Below are 18,389 nucleotides of genomic sequence, written 5' to 3'. Positions count from 1 at the left end.
AATCAGATGGGGCAATTTTTTGCATTTGCGACGGCATTCGCCGTAATGGGGGCTGACCATGTCGCATAACGTTACTCCAAAAACCTCTCGCGTGGAATTGCGTAAAACGCTTACGTTGATTCCGGTTGTTATGATGGGTCTTGCCTATATGCAGCCGATGACGCTGTTCGATACGTTCGGCATTGTCTCTGGATTGACTGATGGTCACGTCGCGACGGCTTACGCCTTTGCGCTGGTGGCGATCCTGTTCACCGCGCTCAGCTATGGCAAACTGGTCCGTCGTTTCCCGTCTGCCGGCTCCGCCTATACCTACGCCCAGAAATCCATCAGCCCGGCTGTTGGCTTTATGGTGGGCTGGTCATCGCTGCTGGACTACCTGTTCATGCCGATGATCAACATTCTGCTGGCGAAAATCTATTTCGAAGCGCTGGTGCCTAACGTGCCGTCATGGCTGTTCGTGGTTGCGCTGGTGGCCTTTATGACCATCTCCAACCTGCGCAGCATCAAATCCGTGGCGAACTTCAACACGCTGATTGTGATCCTGCAAATGGGCATTGTCACCGCTATCGTTGGCCTGATCATTTACGGCGTGGCGCACGGTGAAGGCGCAGGTACGTTGACCAGCACCCGTCCGTTCTGGTCTGAGGGCGCACACGTAGTGCCGATGATCACCGGCGCGACCATCCTGTGCTTCTCGTTCCTCGGCTTCGACGGTATTTCTTCGCTGTCAGAAGAAACCAAAGACGCGGAACGCGTGATCCCGCGCGCGATTTTCCTGACTGCGCTGATTGGCGGCCTGGTGTTTATCTGCGCCTCTTACTTCCTGCAGCTGTACTTCCCGGACATCTCCCGCTTTAAAGATCCGGATGCGTCACAGCCAGAAATCATGCTCTACGTGGCGGGTAAAACCTTCCAGTTCGGCGTGCTGATTTTCTCAACCATTACCGTACTGGCGTCCGGTATGGCGGCGCACGCTGGCGTATCCCGTCTGATGTACGTGATGGGACGTGATGGCGTGTTCCCGACCCGTTTCTTCGGTTACGTGCACCCGAAATGGCGCACCCCGGCATGGAACGTGTTGCTGGTGGGCGCGATTGCGCTGCTGGCCATCAACTTTGACCTGGTAACCGCGACGGCACTGATTAACTTTGGTGCGCTGGTGGCCTTTACCTTCGTTAACCTGTCGGTGATCTCCCAGTTCTGGATCCGTGAAAAGCGTAACAAAACGCTGAAAGACCACTTCAACTACCTGGTGCTGCCGATGTGTGGCGCGCTGACGGTAGGTGCACTGTGGGCGAATCTGGAAGAGAGCTCAATGATCCTGGGCCTCATCTGGGGTGCCATTGGTCTGCTGTACCTGGCCTGCGTGACCCGAAGCTTCCGCAATCCGGTACCGCAGTACGAAGATATTCCGCAGTAACCGCTGTTATAAACAAATGACGTAAAAAAAACCGGAGGTTAACGCCTCCGGTTTTTTGCTTTCTGCACCGCCATCAGAAGAGGGCGGTCAGACGATCTCCTGCACATACTGGAACAGCGCTTTCAGCAGTGCCTGTTTCTCAGCATCACCTTCATGCTGGCTGTAGAGCATTTCCAGCTCCTGCACCCACGCCTGCAAAAATTCCTCCGTGAAGATACTCTGCCGGTGCGCATGCCAGCGCTGCTGCTCCGCTTCATCCAGCGTGCCGGGGAAGTTACGCGCCCGGTAGTTAAACAGCAGCTTTTCAATGCGCTTATCGGCGAAGGTAATATCCAGTAAGGGCAGATTACGCGGTTCGGTTTCCAGCACGATTTTCATCGCCGCCCGATCGGCATCGCTGAAAAAGCCGTTATACAACTGAGCGTCGACGTTTTCCGACGGCACAAACGGCTCGGCGTCGGCAAAAATCGCCACCACTTTTTCCCGCACTTGGGGGTTTTCACGCAGCAGTTTTAAATTATCCAGGCAGCGCTGGCGATTAATGCCAAGCCGGTCAGCATCGGCGGCGCGCAGCGTATTGGCCTGCGCCAGCACCGGACACTTATTCAGATGCACCAGCTTCACCGGCACGGCGGGGTCATCCCCCAGATCCTCTTTAGCGGTATACAGCCGTTCACGCAGCGCATCGGCCTCTAGCGTTAACAGGGGCGACATATCCAGGGCCAGGTCAACCATGATCACCGCATTGCGGTTATCAGGATGCCACGCCAGCGGAGCCACCCAACTGGTATTGCCGCGCCACGCGCCAAACATCCCGGAGACGTGCACCAGCGGCGTCATCTGCGGCACATCTATCAGCGCCGTTAATTTATGTTTGCTGCGGTGCTCATAAAGATACTGGAACAGCTTCGGTTGCTTCGCCTTCACCAGTTGCGCCATGGCAATGGTCGCGTAAACATCCGCCATCGCGTCATGCGCATTGCTGTGCTCAATGCCGTTAGCGCGGGTGAGGTGTTCCAGACGGAAGCTCGGCAGCCCGTCGTTGTTTTCCGGCCAGTTGATGCCGTCAGGACGCAGGGCGTAGCAGGCGCGCATCACGTCCAGCAGATCCCAGCGGGAGTTATGATTCTGCCAGCTCCAGGCATAGGGATCGTAAAAGTTGCGATAGAAGATGTTGCGCGTCACTTCATCGTCGAAGCGGACATTGTTGTAGCCCACCACACAGGTTTCCGGCACGGTAAAAAGCGTGTGGATACGCCTGGCGAACGCGGCCTCATTGTCGCCTTTTGCCAGCGCGATCTGCGGCGTGATGCCGGTGATCAGCACGGCCTGCGGCTGGGGCAGATAGTCGTCAGCCGGTTTGCAGTAAAAGACTTCCGGCTCGCCGATGACGTTAAAATCCGCATCGGTGCGGAGCGCTGCGAACTGCGCAGGGCGATCCAGCGCCGGGCTGGTGCCGAAGGTTTCGTAGTCGTGGAATAAAAAAGTTGGCTGCGGGGCGGAATCAGACACCAGAGAGTTCATCCTGTTTTGAAGTGACCTGTCTATGGTAAACCATCCCGCCCGTTCTTTTGAAATAAATGCCATCTGGCTGCTGATTTTGCGAGCAGCGACGAAAGATCCCTTCACCCCTGTCACATTTCTTTGCAATTAAACGGAGTAACGACATAAGAAATTCCGTAAAAAGGTCAGCCATTTAACAGGATCTGAGGATATACCGTTGAAACGCCGTTTGTTTGTTGCCGCTACATGTATTGCTGTTTGCGTGAATTCCGCGCTGGCTGCCGAATTACCCGTTACCCCTCAGCCACCGCAAATCCAGGCCGCGTCCTGGGTTTTAATGGATTACACCACCGGCCAGGTATTAACCGCGGGCAATGAACATCAACAGCGCAACCCGGCCAGCCTTACCAAGCTGATGACCGGCTACGTTGTCGATCGCGCCATTGACAGCCACCATATCACCCCCGACGACGTCGTGACGGTTGGCCCGGACGCCTGGGCGAAAGGTAACCCGGTATTTGACGGCTCCTCGCTGATGTTTATTAAACCGGGCGACCGCGTCACGGTACGCGATCTGAGCCGCGGGCTGATCGTCGATTCCGGTAATGACGCCTGCGTCGCACTGGCGGATCACGTCGCGGGCGGCCAGCCGCAGTTCGTGAAGATGATGAACGACTATGTGCAAAAGCTGCAGCTTCGCGATACCCATTTTGAAACGGTGCACGGCCTGGATGCGCCTGGTCAGCACAGCTCGGCCTACGATCTGGCGGTGCTCTCCCGCGCCATTATCCACGGCGAGCCGCAGTTTTATCATATGTACAGCGAGAAGAGCCTGACGTGGAACGGCATCTCGCAGCAGAATCGTAACGGCCTGCTGTGGGATAAATCCCTTAACGTGGACGGCCTGAAAACCGGCCACACCTCCGGCGCGGGATTCAATATTGTTGCCTCTGCCGTAGATGGCCAGCGCCGCTTAATCTCCGTGATCATGGGCGCAGACAGTCCGAAAGGGCGGGAAGATCAGGCGCGTAAACTGCTGCACTGGGGGCAGCAGAATTTCGATACGGTACAGGTGTTGCGGCAGGGGCAAAAAGTCGGCAGCGAGCGCATCTGGTTCGGTGATAAAAAACAGGTCGCCGTCGGCACCGGGCAGGACTTCTGGCTGGCGCTGCCGAAAGCGGAAGTGCCGCACATCAAAGCCAGATACACGCTGACCAACAAAGATCTGCAGGCCCCGATAGCGGCGCATCAGCAGGTGGGTGAAATAGCGCTGTACGATCGCGACAAGGTGATCGCCCACTGGCCGCTGTATACCCTGGAGAGCGTTGGTAAGGGCGGCGTATTCTCGCGCCTTAACGACTGGTTCCATCATTAATTTTTTGCATTCAGCTGCCCGACTGGCGAGTATGCGAGCCTGCTCGCATACTGACAAACTTAGCGGTGTATATTATTTTGGCGTTAATTATAGTGTACATCCATACAGTTAAATTCGTCGGAGGCAGCAATGGACTATCAAATTAAAGACGTTGATGTGCGTAAGATTGCCGGTTTTCATCTGGTCGGCCCGTGGGAAAAAACCGTTAAGCAGGGCTTTGAGCAGCTGACCATGTGGGTAAAGGGTAAGCAGTTGCAACCGCAGGCGTGGATCGCGGTCTATTACGACAATCCTGATGAAGTCCCGGCTGAAAAGCTGCGCGCCGATGTGGTGATCGCCGTGGCGAATGATTTTGCTCTGCCGGAAAGCAGCGAAGGCGTGATGCTCACCGAACTGCCCGGCGGCGCCTATGCGGTGGCCCGTGCGCGTGTTGAAAACGAAGATTTTCAGCAGGCGTGGGACGGGTTCTTTGACACGCTTTTAGCCGATCAGAACCACCAGATTGCGCTGCGTCCTTGCTTTGAAATCTATCTGAATGCTGACAGCGGCGAAGGGCACTGGGACATCGACATGTATATTCCTGTCGAGCCGAAAACCCTCTGAGGGGATCGCTGACTTGCCTTCAGAATTGATCCTGAAGGCATCGTTGGTGCGACTGGCGAAGAAATCATCATTTTTGCCGCCATTCAGGCCATAACGCGGATGTCGCCTGCCAAAAAGCCGCTACAATTGCGCCTTTGGTATGTTAGCCGGAGAACGGGTGTGCGCCCTGACAAATCACTCAGCCCTTTTGAAATTCGCCTGTACCGCAACTACCGTGTTGTCCACGGGGTCCGTATTGCGCTGGCGTTTGTTCTTACGTTCCTACTGGTGCGTTTGTTAAAGGTGCCGGAAGGCACGTGGCCGCTGATCACGCTGGTGGTGATCATGGGGCCAATCTCCTTTCTGGGGAACGTCGTGCCCCGCGCCTGGGAGCGTATCGGCGGCACTATCTTTGGCTCTGTGCTGGGGCTGGTGGCGTTAAAACTGGAGCTGATTTCACTGCCATTGATGCTGGTGTGGTGCGCGGCGGCGATGTTTCTCTGCGGCTGGCTGGCCCTTGGCAAAAGGCCGTATCAGGCGCTGTTAATTGGTATCACGCTGGCCGTGGTGGTGGGCGCACCGGCCGGGGATATGCATACGGCGCTGTGGCGCGGGGGCGATGTCATTCTCGGTTCCCTGCTGGCAATGCTGTTCACCGGTATCTGGCCGCAACGTGCGTTTATCCACTGGCGTATTCAGATGGCGAACTACGTGACCGCGTTTAACCGTGTCTATCAGGCGGGCTTTTCCCCTAATCTGGTGGAGCGCCCCAGGCTGGAAAAACACCTGCAAACCATCCTCAACGATGTGGTAAAAATGCGCGGGCTTATTACGCCAGCCAGCAAAGAGACACGCATTCAAAAATCCATCTTTGAGGCGATCCAGACGGTGAGCCGCAATATGGTGTGTATGCTGGAACTGCAAATTAACGCCCACTGGGCGTCGCGCGCCAGCCACCTGGTGATGCTTAACGCCCATACGCTGCGCGAGATGCAAAACATGACGCAGCAGACGCTACTGACCATCGCCCATGCGCTGTACGAGGGCAACCCGCAGCCGATCGTGGCGAACAGTGAAAAGCTTAACGACATCGTGGGCGAGCTGCGGCAGCTGATCCAGGAGCATCAGGGAGAAACGCTGGCGGAAACGCCGATGCACAGCTATGTATGGTTAAGCATGGAACTGGCGCGTCAGCTTGAACTGCTGTCGCATCTGATCTGCCGCGCATTGCGCAAATAAGCTCCACCTGGGCAGGGTAGACGTGCGTGTTGTTTCGATTCAGCATAAATTAGGGTTATGATACCGGCAGGTACAAAACCATTGTCATTAGCAGCCGCTGAAAGTAGTGTGAGCCGGGGTGGGTGCTTTAACGAATCCGAATCTTATCTTAGCAGGGGTATAAAAATGGAAACTATTAAGCCTTCGTTTCAGGATGTTCTTGAATTTGTTCGTCTCTTCCGTCGTAAAAACAAACTGCAGCGTGAGATCCAGGACGTTGAGAAAAAGATCCGTGACAACCAGAAACGTGTTCTTCTGCTGGACAACCTGAGCGACTACATCAAGCCGGGTATGAGCGTTGAAGCCATTCAGGGCATCATCGCCAGCATGAAAAGCGACTACGAAGATCGCGTTGATGATTACATCATCAAAAATGCCGAGATCTCCAAAGAACGTCGCGAGATCTCTAAAAAGCTGAAAACCATGGGCGAAATGAAAACCCAGGAACCTAAAGCTGAGTAATTCCTCCGCGGTGAGGGCGAGTCCCTCACCGTTCTGTTACCCCGTCGTACATGCGTGTAAGGTGATGATAACGCTCCACTTTCACCGGCTATCTATGACTAACCCAACTTCCCTTCTGTAAGGCAACGGTCATAACGCTGCTCGCCTGGTGTACCGCATGGTTGCTGGACCGCTGGCTGGTGCTGTTCGCGCTGGTGCATCTGCCATTTTCTGGAGGACTATTATGAATACTTCCCCGCAACCTCTGGCCATCATGGTGCAGGGCACTGCGTCTGACGTCGGTAAAAGCATGCTGGTTGCCGGTCTTTGCCGCATTTTTTATCAGGATGGCCTGCGCACTGCGCCGTTCAAATCGCAGAACATGGCGCTCAATTCTGGCATCACGCCGGACGGCCTCGAAATGGGCCGCGCGCAGATTTTCCAGGCGGAGGCGGCGGGCATCGAGCCTGACGTGCGCATGAACCCCATACTGTTAAAACCTACCGGCGATAGCCATGCGCAGATTGTGCTGATGGGCAACGTCGCCAGCCACATGGACGCTGTCAGCTATCACGATTTCAAGCCGCAGCTGCGCGAGCAGATTATCAGCGTTTATCAAAGCCTGGCGCGGGATTACGACGTGCTGGTGCTGGAAGGGGCAGGCAGCACGGCGGAGCTCAACTTGCGGGATCGGGACATTGTTAACATGGGCATGGCGGAAATGGCCAACTGCCCGGTGATCCTGGTGGCGGACATCGATCGCGGCGGCGTGTTTGCCGCTATCTACGGGACCCTCGCGCTGTTGCAGGAACATGAGCGCTGGCGCGTGAAAGGGGTGATCATCAATAAATTTCGCGGTGATGTGGCGCTGCTGTCCTCCGGCCTGGAACAAATTGAAGCCTTAACCGACGTGCCGGTGCTGGGTGTGATGCCGTGGCTGGATCTCGATCTGGACGATGAAGACGGCGTGGCGTTGCAGCGCGGCAAATACCGGCACACTGGCGTGCGGGAGATCACCATCGGGGTGGTGCAACTGCCGCATATCTCCAACTTCACCGACTTCAACGCGCTGGCGGCGCAGCTGGACGTGCGGGTCCAGTACGTGCGTCATCCCGCTGAGCTGGAAGAGTGCGATCTGCTGATCCTGCCGGGCAGTAAAAATACGCTGGGCGATCTGCACTGGCTGCGGGAAAGTGGGCTGGCGCAGACGGTCGTGCAGTTACATCACGCCGGTGTGCCGGTGTTCGGCATCTGCGGTGGCTACCAGATGCTCGGGGAAACCATTATCGATGAAGTCGAGTCCCACCTCGGCAGACAGCCGGGCTTAGGTTTGCTCCCGGTGGACACCCTCTTTGCGCCGGTTAAAACCACCACGCGAGTCGCGGCCCACAGCGGGGATGCGCTCCCCGGCTGGCTGACAGACGCTGCAGGACTCGTGCTCAGCGGCTATGAAATTCACATGGGCGAAACCACGCGGCATGAAGGCTGCCGTCCGGCGCTGTGGCTAAACAAGCACGGGCAGCAAGTGGCGGATGGCGCTGTCAGCGACGACGGGCTGGTGTTTGGCACCTATCTGCACGGCCTGTTCGACAGTGATGCTTTTACCCGCGCGGTGATCAACGGCCTGCGCCAGCGCAAAAACCTGCCGCCGCTGGCATCAACCTTCAACTGGCAGGATCACAAAATGCAGCAGTTTGATCAGTTGGCAGACGTGATGCGCAGCCATATCGACATTGAAAAAATCTACCAGATCATGCGTGAGCATAAGGAGCCTGCATAATCACGATGGTCATCACCGAGTTGGCCTTGCGCGACATGCCTGCACTGAGGGCCGTCTGCGTCGCTGACGCGGTGGTTCAGTGCTCCTGATGTACAGTCATCGCTATGCCCGCGAGAAAGGACTCGGCAACAAAGCGCTATGTGGAAGCCGCGGGGGGTAAACTGCGCCTGGATATTGAGCTGCCCGACGGTTCTCATTACGGTTTCAGCCTCTGAGCGCGAGCTTGCCGCCGGGCGATGTCAGGCCCGGCATCTTATAGCTACGCCGCTATTCTTTGTGCATCACGTTCAGCAAAATGTCCATCAGGCCCGGAAAGCGCGCGTCCAGATCCTCGCGGCGCAGGGAAATCAAATTTTCGCGCCCCTGAGGACGCTGCCAGATCACGCCGCTGTCGCGCAATACGCGCCAGTGGTGGGTCATGGTGGACTTCGCCACATCCTTGCGCAGCGCGCCGCAGGCCTGCTCGCCCTCATCAGCCAGGGTTTTCACAATGTCCAGCCGCAGGGGATTGCCCAGCGCAAAAAGAACATTTTCAAGGCGGATTTGTTCACGTTCAGGGTGGTTGGCGATCATAGTGCTCCAGCGTTGTCAGGCAATAGGTCAGGCAGGCCGGGTAATATACTGGAACGCCGCAGCCAATACCACGCGTCAGGCTCACCCGATTATCGACTATAACTATAGCTAAAATAGTTCGAATATACTCGTACAATTGGACTATGATGATCCCAGTTAACCCCGCGGCCATTCCGGTCGCTTACTGTCAAACTGACTAAGGACGCATCATGCCCCGACCCATCCCCCTTGAACGCTATCGTAATATTGGTATTTCTGCCCATATCGATGCGGGGAAAACCACCACTACCGAACGTATCCTGTTTTACACCGGCGTGAGCCACAAACTGGGTGAGGTTCACGATGGCGCTGCAATTACGGACTGGATGGCGCAGGAGCAGGAGCGCGGGATCACCATTACCTCCGCGGCCGTCAGCTGTTTCTGGCCCGGTATGGATCACAGCTTTGAACCGCATCGCATTAATATTATCGACACCCCAGGGCACGTCGATTTCACGATAGAAGTCGAGCGATCCATGCGCGTGCTCGATGGCGCAGTCATGGTCTATGACTCGGTAGGTGGCGTGCAGCCGCAGTCGGAAACCGTCTGGCGGCAGGCCAATAAATACCATGTGCCGCGGCTGGCCTTTGTGAACAAAATGGATCGCCCCGGCGCGGATTTCTTCCGCGTGGTGCAGATGATGATCGACCGCCTGAAAGCGAATCCGGTGCCGATTGTGATCCCTATTGGCAGCGAAGAGCACTTCAGCGGCGTGGTTGATCTCATCAACATGCGCGCCATTGTGTGGGATGACGCCACCCAGGGTATGACCTTCAGCTATGCGCCGGTACCGGACGATTTACTGGCAACCGCGCAGCAGTGGCGGGAAAAAATGGTCTCGGCGGCGGCAGAAGCCACCGAAACCCTGATGGATCGCTATCTGGAAACCGGAGAGCTCAGCGAAGCGGAGATCATTGCCGGACTGCGCGCCCGCACGGTGGCAGGCGAGATCCAGCCGATGCTCTGCGGCAGCGCCTTTAAAAACAAAGGCGTTCAGCGAATGCTGGATGCGGTGGTCGAGCTGATGCCGTCGCCGCTGGATATTCCCGCCATTAAAGGCGTGGATGAGAAGGGCGAGACCATCGAACGTCACGCGGATGACAGTGAACCCTTCTCTGCGCTGGCGTTTAAGCTGATGACCGACCCGTATGTCGGGCAGTTGACCTTTATCCGCGTCTATTCCGGCGTGCTGAAAAAAGGCGACGCGGTGTACAACCCGGTGAAAGGCAAAAAAGAGCGTATCGGTCGCATCGTACAGATGCAGGCCAACGACCGGCTGGAAGTGGACGAGCTGCGGGCGGGCGATATCGCCGCCTGTGTCGGGCTGAAAGACGTGACCACCGGCGATACGCTGACCGATCCGGCGGTAGTGATCACCCTTGAGCGCATGGAGTTCCCGGACCCGGTGATCTCGCTGGCCATTGAGCCGAAGACCAAAGCGGATCAGGAAAAAATGGGCATCGCGCTGCAACGACTGGCCTCGGAAGATCCGTCGTTCCGTCTGCACACCGATGAAGAATCAGGGCAGACCATTATTTCCGGCATGGGCGAGCTGCATCTGGAGATCATCGTTGATCGCATGAAGCGCGAGTTTGGCGTCGAGGCGAACATCGGTCGTCCGCAGGTGACCTACCGTGAAACGCTGCGCAAAACGGTGAAAGAGGTGGAAGGCAAGTTCGTGCGCCAGTCCGGCGGCAAAGGCCAGTACGGGCATGTGGTGCTGACGCTGGAACCGCAGGAAGCGGGTAAAGGCTTCGCGTTTGAAGACGCCACCAAAGGCGGCGTAGTGCCGCGGGAGTACATTCCGTCGGTGGAAAAAGGCATCCGTGAGGCGCTGAACAGCGGCGTGCTGGCGGGTTACCCGGTGGTGGACGTGAAAGTGACGCTGACCTTTGGGTCGTATCACGACGTTGACTCCTCGGAGATGGCGTTCCGCATGGCAGCGATTTTCGGCTTCAAAGAGGGGGCCAGGCGTGCTGATCCGGCGATCCTCGAACCGATGATGCACGTCGAGGTGGAAACCCCGGAAGAGTACGCCGGTAATATTATGGGCGATCTCAGCTCGCGGCGCGGTCTGGTGCAGGGTATGGAAGAGCGTTTCGGCAGCCAAATCATCCGCGCGGATGTACCGCTGGCAGAAATGTTCGGCTATGCCACCACGCTGCGCTCGATGTCACAAGGACGGGCGACGTACAGCATGGAGTTCCACCACTACGCCGAAGCCCCGCGCAACGTGGCAGAGGCGATTATCGCCAGCCGCTCGAAATAACGCTTCATAGCACTACGCACGCCCCGGCCCGCAAACAGGTCGGGGCGTTTTTTTTGCCCCCATGGTGCAGAAAGCGCGGGGCGGGGGGTGATCGCCGCCGCAATTTTGCACCAACGGAGTGCGCAGCCTCGTCATGCCCCAGCTATGTTTAAATTTCTGGACGGTCCGGACACCGCGTTTCCCAGCCAGCCACGTGATGGCAATAATTTCCCCTTAACTCCATTAATCAGGCCTGATTTTTGCTTAACAGAAAGCAGCCGCTTGCGGCGCGTCCAATTACCTGAGGTTTGCGAAAGTCAGAGATTTCTCCCGCGCCACCGTGGCGTCTGGTTTTAAACCGTGCTGAGGAATACCGAATGTCTTTGAAAATGACCAAGTTATCGCTCCAGATCGCTGTTGCCGGAACCTTCTGTACTGCTTTTTTTGCTCACGCCGATGTGACGATTGGCATCGCCGGGCCGTTCACCGGGCCGAACGCCACCTATGGCGCCCAGTACTGGAAAGGGGCGTCGCAGGCGGCGGCGGATATAAACGCCGCTGGCGGCATCAAAGGTGAGAAAATCGTGCTGGTGCAGGGGGATGACGCCTGCGAACCCAAACAGGCCGTCGCCGTGGCGAACCGGCTGGTGGACGAATCCAAAGTCTCTGCCGTGGTCGGCCATTTCTGTTCATCGTCCACCATGCCGGCCTCTGAGGTGTACGACGAAGCGGGCGTGCTGACCATCACGCCAGGCTCCACCAACCCGCTGATCACCGAACGCGGCATGAAAGGTATGTTCCGCATGTGCGGGCGCGACGACCAGCAGGGCGTGGTGGCGGCTAACTACATGCTGGACGTGCTGAAAGCGAAGAAAATTGCCATTGTTCACGATAAAGACACCTACGGCCAGGGTCTGGCGGATGCCACCAAAGCGGCGCTGGCAAAACGCGGCACCAAAGAGGTGCTGTACGAAGGGCTGTCGCGCGGCGAAAAAGACTTTAACGCGCTGGTCACCAAAATCGGCGCGCTGAAGCCGGACGTCGTCTACTTTGGCGGCTGCCACCCGGAAGCCGGGCCGCTGGTACGCCAGATGCGTGAACAGGGCGTGACGGCGAAATTCTTCTCCGGCGACTGCGTGGTGACCGAAGAGATGGTCACCGCCGCCGGCGGCGCGCAATACACCAATGGCGTGTTAATGACCTTCGGCAACGATCCGCGCACCATCCCTGCGGGCAAAGCAGTGATCGAGAAATTCCGCGCCGGTGGTTTTGAGCCGGAAGGCTACACCCTCTACGCCTATGCTTCTATCCAGGCCATCGCCGCCGCCTATAACGGCGCGGGTAAAGACAACGAAAAAGCCAGCGAATGGCTGAAAAGCCACGACGTCGATACCGTGATGGGGGCGAAATCCTGGGACGGCAAAGGCGATCTGAAAGTCTCTGACTATGTGGTTTATCAGTGGGATGACAAAGGCAAATACCACCAGCTCTGAGACGGGCAACCGGTACTGACTTCCTGCTCCCCTGCGGGGGAGCACATCACACTGACATAGCGGGACGGTGTAAATGGATGCTTTTTTCTTGCAACAGCTGATTAACGGCCTGACGCTGGGCGCGGTCTACGGCTTGATCGCCATCGGGTACACCATGGTGTATGGCATTATCGGCATGATCAATTTCGCCCATGGCGAAGTCTATATGATCTCGGCCTACCTCTGCGCCATCGGCCTCGGGCTGCTCTCCTTCTTTGGTATTCACTCTTTTCCGCTGCTGATCTTCTGCACGCTCATTTTCACCATTGTGGTCACCGGCGTGTACGGCTGGGTGATCGAACGCATTGCCTACCGCCCGCTGCGTAACTCCACGCGACTGGCACCGCTGATTTCTGCTATCGGCATGTCGCTGATTTTGCAGAACTACGTGCAGATCAGCCAGGGGCCGAACCAGCAGGGCATTCCGACGCTGATGAGCGGCGTGCTACGGCTGGATGTCGGCGACGGCATCGTGCAGATCACCTGGACGAAAGTCTTTATCCTGCTGGCGGCGCTGATCGGCATGGCGCTGCTCACCTGGATCATCCAGTTCACCCGTCTCGGGCGCATCTGCCGCGCCACCCAGCAGGATCGGCGCATGGCCTCCATTCTGGGCATCAACACCGACCGGGTGATCTCGCTGGTGTTCGTGATGGGCGCGGCGATGGCCGGGCTGGCCGGGGTGCTGGTGACCATGAACTACGGCACCTTTGATTTCTACGCCGGATTTATTATCGGCATCAAAGCCTTCACCGCCGCCGTACTGGGCGGCATCGGTTCGCTGCCGGGTGCGATGCTGGGCGGCTTGCTACTGGGCATTGCCGAAGCGCAGTTCGCCGGGCTGGTGAACTCCGATTATAAAGACGTATTTTCGTTTGCCCTGCTGGTGGTCATTTTGATCTTTCGCCCTCAGGGGCTGCTGGGACGTCCAATGGTCGCGAAGGTGTGAGGGATAAACGATGACAGAAGCAGTAAGCAAACCGGCGCTGGATCTGAAAAAGTGCCTGCTGGAGACGATCTTTGCCGGGCTGTGCGCGCTGGTGGTATTCGGCCCCATCGTCGGCGTGGTGCTCAAAGGCTACAGCTTCACCCTTGAGCCGCGGCGCGTGGCCTGGCTGGTGCTGGCGGTAATGGCCGGACGACTGGTGCTGAGCCTCGCGCTGCAAACCCCGGCGGGGCGCAGGTTCGCCGGGCGTTTTGAACGCGCCGATGATGGCGTCTACGTGCGGCCGGTGGGCTACCGTTCGCGGTTGCGCTGGATCATTCCGCTGATCCTGGTGCTGGCCTTTCTCTTCCCCTTCGTGGCCACCAAATATTTCCTCACCGTGGCGATCCTCGGGCTGATCTACGTGCTGCTCGGCCTTGGGTTGAATATCGTGGTTGGCCTGGCGGGGCTGCTGGATCTGGGCTACGTGGCGTTTTACGCCATTGGCGCGTACGGGCTGGCGCTGGGGTATCAGTATCTGGGGCTGGGTTTCTGGGCGATGCTGCCGATTGGCGCGATCATGGCGGCGCTGGCCGGGGCGTTGCTCGGCTTTCCGGTGCTGCGTATGCACGGCGACTATCTGGCGATTGTGACGCTCGGCTTCGGGGAGATCATCCGCCTGGTACTGAACAACTGGCTGAGCTTTACCGGCGGACCAAACGGCGTCTCGGTCCCGGCGCCCACGTTTCTCGGGCTGGAGTTCGGGCGGCGCGCCAAAGAGGGCGGCGTGCCGTTCCATGAATTTTTTGGCCTCAGCTACAACCCGAACATGAAGTTCATTTTCATTTACGCGGTGCTGATCCTGGTGGTGCTGCTGGTGCTGTTTATCAAACACCGGCTGACGAAAATGCCCATTGGCCGCGCCTGGGAAGCGCTGCGGGAAGATGAGATCGCCTGCCGTTCGCTGGGGTTAAATCACGTGCTGGTAAAATTGTCGGCTTTTATGCTCGGCGCCTCCACCGCCGGCATCGCCGGGGTGTTTTTCGCCACCTATCAGGGTTTTGTCAATCCGACGTCGTTCACCTTTTTTGAATCTGCGCTCATTCTGGCGATTGTCGTGCTGGGTGGGATGGGATCGACGCTCGGCGTAGTGCTGGCGGCCTTTGTGCTGACCGTTGCGCCAGAGCTGTTGCGTGACTTCGCCCAGTACCGCGTGCTGCTGTTTGGCGTGCTGATGGTGGTGATGATGATCTGGCGTCCCCGTGGACTGGTTCGCACCAGCCGCGCCGGTTTTGCCATTCGCAAAGGAGTCGCGCCATGAGTGACAGCATTTTGCGCGTCGAACACCTGATGATGCACTTCGGCGGCATCAAAGCGCTGAACGATGTCAATCTGGACGTTGAGCGCGGCTCCATCACCGCGCTGATTGGCCCGAACGGTGCGGGCAAAACCACGGTCTTTAACTGTCTGACCGGCTTCTATCAGGCCTCCGGCGGGGCGATCCTCTTTTCTACACGGCGTAAAACCACCGACGTGATCCAGGTGCTGGGGCAAAAAATTCAGTTTCAGGATGTGGTTAAACCCCGACTGCTGGGATCGCGCATCTGGTACAAAATGTTTGGCGGCACGCATCTGGTGAACCGCGCCGGACTGGCGCGTACCTTCCAGAATATCCGCCTGTTTCGGGAAATGTCGGTGATCGAAAACCTGCTGGTGGCGCAGCACATGCAGGTCAACCGTAATCTTGTCGCTGGCATCTTCAACACGCCCGCCTACCGCAAAGCCGAAGAGCAGGCGCTGGATCGCGCGTTTTACTGGCTGGAGGTGGTGAACCTGGTGGACTGCACCAACCGTCTGGCGGGCACGCTTTCTTACGGACAGCAGCGCAGGCTGGAGATCGCCCGCGCCATGTGCACCGGGCCGGAGATGATCTGCCTCGACGAACCGGCGGCGGGGCTGAACCCGGTCGAAACCGAGGCGCTGAGCAGTATCGTGCGCGTACTGCGCGAGCGCCACGGCGTCACGGTGCTATTAATTGAGCATGACATGAGCATGGTGATGGAGATCTCCGATCACGTGATCGTGCTCGATCACGGGGATGTGATCGCCCGCGGCAAACCGGCGGAGATCCAGCATAACCCCAGCGTCATCGCTGCCTATCTGGGCGCAGAAGAAGAGGAGATCGCCGGATGACGCCGATGCTGGAATTTCGCGAGGTGGACGTATTTTATGGCCCCATCCACGCGCTGAAAGGCATTTCCCTGACGGTCAACGAAGGGGAAACCGTGTCGCTGATTGGTGCCAACGGCGCGGGAAAATCGACGCTGTTAATGTCGATTTTCGGTCAGCCGCGCATCGCGGGCGGGCAGATTTTGTTTCGCGGCGAGGACATCAGTCGTCGCTCCACGCATTTTATCGCCAGCAACGGCATTGCCCAGGCCCCGGAAGGGCGACGCATTTTCCCGGATATGACCGTGGAAGAGAACCTGCTGATGGGCACTATCGCCATTGGCGACCGCTATCAGAAAGAGGACAAAGCGCGGATGTATGCGCTGTTTCCACGTCTGGAAGAGCGCCGCAGCCAGCGGGCAATGACGCTGTCCGGCGGTGAACAGCAGATGCTGGCCATCGCCCGCGCGCTGATGAGTCGCCCGAAACTTTTATTGCTGGACGAGCCGAGCCTCGGGCTGGCCCCCATTGTCGTGAAACAGATTTTCCAGATCCTGCGCGAGTTAACACAGCAGGGTATGACTCTGTTCCTCGTCGAGCAGAACGCCAACCATGCACTGAAGTTATCCGACCGCGCCTACGTGATGGTCAACGGCGAGATCCGCCTCAGCGGCACCGGCCAGGCGCTGCTGGTGGATCCGGACGTGCGTAAGGCCTATCTGGGCGGGGTATAGGGGGCATGGCGTTTTATCCCTCCCCATTGCAGGGGGCTGTACAGCCTTCATTTCGGGCGCTTATAGTGATTTATCTTGTGATTACTTCCTCATCAATACGGGCCGGACATGCTGAAAATACTGGGTAAAACGACCTCCATTAATGTGCGCAAAGTCCTCTGGACCTGCGAAGAAGCCGGGCTGGACTATTTGCAGGAGGATTACGGCAGCGGATTTACCCCGACGGAAACGGATGAATTTCGCGCCCTCAACCCGAATGCCATGGTGCCGGTGTTAATTGACGACGATTTTGTGCTGTGGGAATCGAATTCCATATGCCGTTATCTGGTGCGCAAAACGGGGCGTGACGACCTGTTACCCGGCGAACCGCGTGCCTGTGCGGAGGTGGAGCACTGGATGGACTGGCAGGCGACGGAGTTTAACAACGCCTGGCGCTACGTGTTCCCGGCGCTGGGGCGTCAGAACCCGGATTTTAACGATCAGCGCGCCATCGCCGCCGGCATTGACGAGTGGAACCACTGTATCGGCATTCTCGAACAGCAATTACAGCGGACCCGTCACTGGGTGACCGGCGGGACGTTTACCCTCGCCGATGTGGTGCTTGGCCTGTCGGTGAACCGCTGGAAAATGACGCCGTTTGCGAAGCCGGCGGTGCCAGCCATTGAGGCCTGGTTCGCGCGGCTTAATGAACGTCCGGCGTTTTTACGGCACGGCAATAACGGCATGCTGTGAGCGGTCGGCCTTGCCCGTCTGCGTCATAAAACCCTGCGAGCCGTTACGCAATTTCTTTCATGTGTAACGCCCTGATATTGCCGTTTTTATCTGCAAGCGGTATCGTGCAGCCGCGCCTGCAAAACTGGGCGAGCCGATCTCCCCCGAGCAGTACACCTATTCAGAGTAATTTTCACTTAATAAAAGTTACAGTAAAAAGCATTGCAGACCATAATTTTGCTTTAAAAGACACAGCATGGAAGTTTCAACGCGGGAGTGGATTCAGTCTAATAATTAAAAATAAATTAATGGTATTTGATGCGTGGTTTAATATATCCGGATTCAATTGCTAACTAAATAAAATCAGAATGAATCCGGATTCATTTTTTACAACTTAGGTTTGGTCTTTTTTTGTTGATCCATGTAACTTATGACGGCATTCTGCCATGAAGGATCAAGCAATTGTATTTTCGTGTTTCCCATAGTAAGGCTTGCCGTACCGCTCTCACAACCCATTCCTGAACTTGGCATTGGTTTTTCACACCAGACAGGGAATACACCACCCGTTGATACTGGGCCGTACTTTTCCAGGGCTGCCTTTACCATGTTGTCTTCATTTTCTTTCGTCCATGGAATTTCATAGAGGACCTGCGAAACAGCCATCGGATTAGATTTGTTATAAGGGACGCGAGGTTCGAAATTCACCTGCATGCGGGTTCCTTTATCTTCGTATACGAGATGCATAATCTGTTTGCTCCCCGTCACGATGCCTGGAGTCTGACCTTCCATCGACTTTGAAGCTCTTATTTGAGCAGAGTTTATACCAAAGTTTTTCTGCATTGCCGCTTGCGCTTCCTCAATGCTCATACCTGTTTTAACACCACCGACATCAAATGATTTAACGTCTACGGCTTTAACAGGAGGTATCGCATTTGCTGATACAGACATAAATGAAGAAGATAAAACTACCAAATATAATGGGTATTGCAGGCGAATTTTCATTTTCCCTCTGATAATTTCTTTGAATTTGAGAGGGTAATTTACCTCCGCAAATTTTGCTTTGCAACTTAATGCTATA

Annotated in this window: 17 protein-coding genes and 2 pseudogenes; 16 read left to right on the top strand and 3 right to left on the bottom strand. The window is 56.8% G+C overall.

All coding sequences use genetic code 11. From position 1 onward, the window contains the following. Positions 1-6: 6 nt before the first annotated feature. Positions 7-69 (top strand): membrane protein YoeI, encoded by a 63-nt coding sequence (yoeI, locus tag KW828_RS22140; RefSeq protein ID WP_218336840.1) that lies wholly within the window; start codon positions 7-9, stop codon positions 67-69. Then, complete coding sequence (locus KW828_RS13110; protein ID WP_218336761.1) at positions 59-1,420, top strand: APC family permease; 1,362 nt, start codon at positions 59-61, stop codon at positions 1,418-1,420. Before yoeI ends, KW828_RS13110 begins: the two co-directional genes overlap by 11 nt. Positions 1,421-1,507: 87 nt before the next feature. On the opposite strand, the gene sbcB is transcribed toward KW828_RS13110, so the two are convergent. Next, on the bottom strand, positions 1,508-2,932 hold the full coding sequence (sbcB, locus tag KW828_RS13105; protein ID WP_218336760.1) for an exodeoxyribonuclease I: 1,425 nt from the start codon (positions 2,930-2,932) through the stop codon (positions 1,508-1,510). Positions 2,933-3,140: 208 nt separating this feature from the next. On the opposite strand from sbcB, the gene dacD reads away from it, so the two are divergent. The 7 genes and pseudogenes from dacD to KW828_RS13075 form a co-directional block, all read left to right on the top strand. Further along, positions 3,141-4,298, top strand: coding sequence for a serine-type D-Ala-D-Ala carboxypeptidase DacD (gene dacD, locus KW828_RS13100; protein WP_218336759.1), 1,158 nt, complete (start codon positions 3,141-3,143; stop codon positions 4,296-4,298). Positions 4,299-4,427: 129 nt separating this feature from the next. Next, on the top strand, positions 4,428-4,901 hold the full coding sequence (sbmC, locus tag KW828_RS13095) for a DNA gyrase inhibitor SbmC (protein ID WP_218336758.1): 474 nt from the start codon (positions 4,428-4,430) through the stop codon (positions 4,899-4,901). A 159-nt stretch (positions 4,902-5,060) separates the two neighbouring features. Next, positions 5,061-6,119, top strand: a complete 1,059-nt coding sequence (locus KW828_RS13090) for an FUSC family protein (RefSeq protein WP_218336757.1) — start codon at positions 5,061-5,063, stop codon at positions 6,117-6,119. A gap of 165 nt (positions 6,120-6,284) precedes the next feature. Then, entirely contained in the window at positions 6,285-6,620 is a 336-nt protein-coding gene (locus KW828_RS13085) for a DUF496 family protein (RefSeq protein WP_218336756.1), read from the top strand. Between the two features lie 223 nt (positions 6,621-6,843). Next, a complete protein-coding gene (locus KW828_RS13080; protein ID WP_218336755.1) occupies positions 6,844-8,379 on the top strand; it encodes a cobyric acid synthase in 1,536 nt (511 codons plus the stop codon). A 5-nt stretch (positions 8,380-8,384) separates the two neighbouring features. Further along, positions 8,385-8,509, top strand: a pseudogene (cobS, locus tag KW828_RS21920) (adenosylcobinamide-GDP ribazoletransferase); the annotation flags it as partial. Beyond that, a pseudogene (locus KW828_RS13075) lies at positions 8,496-8,594 on the top strand (transcriptional regulator); the annotation flags it as partial. The pseudogenes cobS and KW828_RS13075, both read left to right, overlap by 14 nt. Before the next feature lie 52 nt (positions 8,595-8,646). On the opposite strand, the gene KW828_RS13070 reads toward KW828_RS13075, so the two are convergent. Further along, a complete protein-coding gene (locus KW828_RS13070) occupies positions 8,647-8,952 on the bottom strand; it encodes a helix-turn-helix transcriptional regulator (RefSeq protein WP_218336754.1) in 306 nt (101 codons plus the stop codon). A gap of 209 nt (positions 8,953-9,161) precedes the next feature. Between KW828_RS13070 and fusA the strand changes: the two genes are divergently transcribed. The 7 genes from fusA to KW828_RS13035 all read left to right on the top strand — a co-directional run bounded on the left by fusA (position 9,162) and on the right by KW828_RS13035 (position 17,332). Continuing rightward, positions 9,162-11,261: an elongation factor G gene (fusA, locus tag KW828_RS13065; RefSeq protein WP_218336753.1), complete on the top strand. Its 2,100-nt coding sequence runs from the start codon at positions 9,162-9,164 to the stop codon at positions 11,259-11,261. 356 nt (positions 11,262-11,617) lie between these two features. After that, positions 11,618-12,733, top strand: coding sequence for a branched-chain amino acid ABC transporter substrate-binding protein (locus KW828_RS13060; protein WP_218336752.1), 1,116 nt, complete (start codon positions 11,618-11,620; stop codon positions 12,731-12,733). Positions 12,734-12,806: 73 nt separating this feature from the next. Beyond that, the gene (locus KW828_RS13055; RefSeq protein ID WP_088219066.1) at positions 12,807-13,721 is read left to right on the top strand and encodes a branched-chain amino acid ABC transporter permease LivH; all 915 of its coding nucleotides are present in this window, start codon (positions 12,807-12,809) and stop codon (positions 13,719-13,721) included. Between the two features lie 10 nt (positions 13,722-13,731). Then, positions 13,732-15,018 (top strand): high-affinity branched-chain amino acid ABC transporter permease LivM, encoded by a 1,287-nt coding sequence (gene livM, locus KW828_RS13050; protein ID WP_218336751.1) that lies wholly within the window; start codon positions 13,732-13,734, stop codon positions 15,016-15,018. Continuing rightward, entirely contained in the window at positions 15,015-15,890 is an 876-nt protein-coding gene (locus tag KW828_RS13045) for an ATP-binding cassette domain-containing protein (protein WP_218336750.1), read from the top strand. Before livM ends, KW828_RS13045 begins: the two co-directional genes overlap by 4 nt. Next, complete coding sequence (locus KW828_RS13040) at positions 15,887-16,600, top strand: ABC transporter ATP-binding protein (RefSeq protein ID WP_218336749.1); 714 nt, start codon at positions 15,887-15,889, stop codon at positions 16,598-16,600. The genes KW828_RS13045 and KW828_RS13040 overlap by 4 nt, the downstream gene beginning before the upstream one ends. A gap of 108 nt (positions 16,601-16,708) precedes the next feature. Beyond that, complete coding sequence (locus KW828_RS13035; protein ID WP_218336748.1) at positions 16,709-17,332, top strand: glutathione S-transferase family protein; 624 nt, start codon at positions 16,709-16,711, stop codon at positions 17,330-17,332. A gap of 366 nt (positions 17,333-17,698) precedes the next feature. Here KW828_RS13035 and KW828_RS13030 read toward each other — a convergent pair whose 3' ends face one another. Beyond that, a complete protein-coding gene (locus KW828_RS13030) occupies positions 17,699-18,313 on the bottom strand; it encodes a hypothetical protein (protein ID WP_218336747.1) in 615 nt (204 codons plus the stop codon). Between the last annotated feature and the right edge of the window lie 76 nt (positions 18,314-18,389).

Origin of the sequence: Enterobacter sp. ENT03 (assembly GCF_019218745.1) — a bacterium.
Classification (GTDB): Bacteria; Pseudomonadota; Gammaproteobacteria; order Enterobacterales; family Enterobacteriaceae; genus Enterobacter_D.
Note: the sequence above shows the minus strand (reverse complement) of the source record. Positions and strands in the feature narration are given on the sequence as shown.

Coding starts and splice junctions, on each gene's coding strand:
- KW828_RS13085 (WP_218336756.1), top strand. CDS start 6,285: ATGGAAACTATTAAGCCTTCGTTTCAGGATGTTCTTGAATTTGTTCGT.
- fusA (WP_218336753.1), top strand. CDS start 9,162: ATGCCCCGACCCATCCCCCTTGAACGCTATCGTAATATTGGTATTTCT.
- KW828_RS13035 (WP_218336748.1), top strand. CDS start 16,709: ATGCTGAAAATACTGGGTAAAACGACCTCCATTAATGTGCGCAAAGTC.
- KW828_RS13060 (WP_218336752.1), top strand. CDS start 11,618: ATGTCTTTGAAAATGACCAAGTTATCGCTCCAGATCGCTGTTGCCGGA.
- KW828_RS13045 (WP_218336750.1), top strand. CDS start 15,015: ATGAGTGACAGCATTTTGCGCGTCGAACACCTGATGATGCACTTCGGC.
- livM (WP_218336751.1), top strand. CDS start 13,732: ATGACAGAAGCAGTAAGCAAACCGGCGCTGGATCTGAAAAAGTGCCTG.
- KW828_RS13040 (WP_218336749.1), top strand. CDS start 15,887: ATGACGCCGATGCTGGAATTTCGCGAGGTGGACGTATTTTATGGCCCC.
- KW828_RS13080 (WP_218336755.1), top strand. CDS start 6,844: ATGAATACTTCCCCGCAACCTCTGGCCATCATGGTGCAGGGCACTGCG.
- KW828_RS13070 (WP_218336754.1), bottom strand. CDS start 8,952: ATGATCGCCAACCACCCTGAACGTGAACAAATCCGCCTTGAAAATGTT.
- KW828_RS13110 (WP_218336761.1), top strand. CDS start 59: ATGTCGCATAACGTTACTCCAAAAACCTCTCGCGTGGAATTGCGTAAA.
- KW828_RS13055 (WP_088219066.1), top strand. CDS start 12,807: ATGGATGCTTTTTTCTTGCAACAGCTGATTAACGGCCTGACGCTGGGC.
- KW828_RS13030 (WP_218336747.1), bottom strand. CDS start 18,313: ATGAAAATTCGCCTGCAATACCCATTATATTTGGTAGTTTTATCTTCT.
- sbmC (WP_218336758.1), top strand. CDS start 4,428: ATGGACTATCAAATTAAAGACGTTGATGTGCGTAAGATTGCCGGTTTT.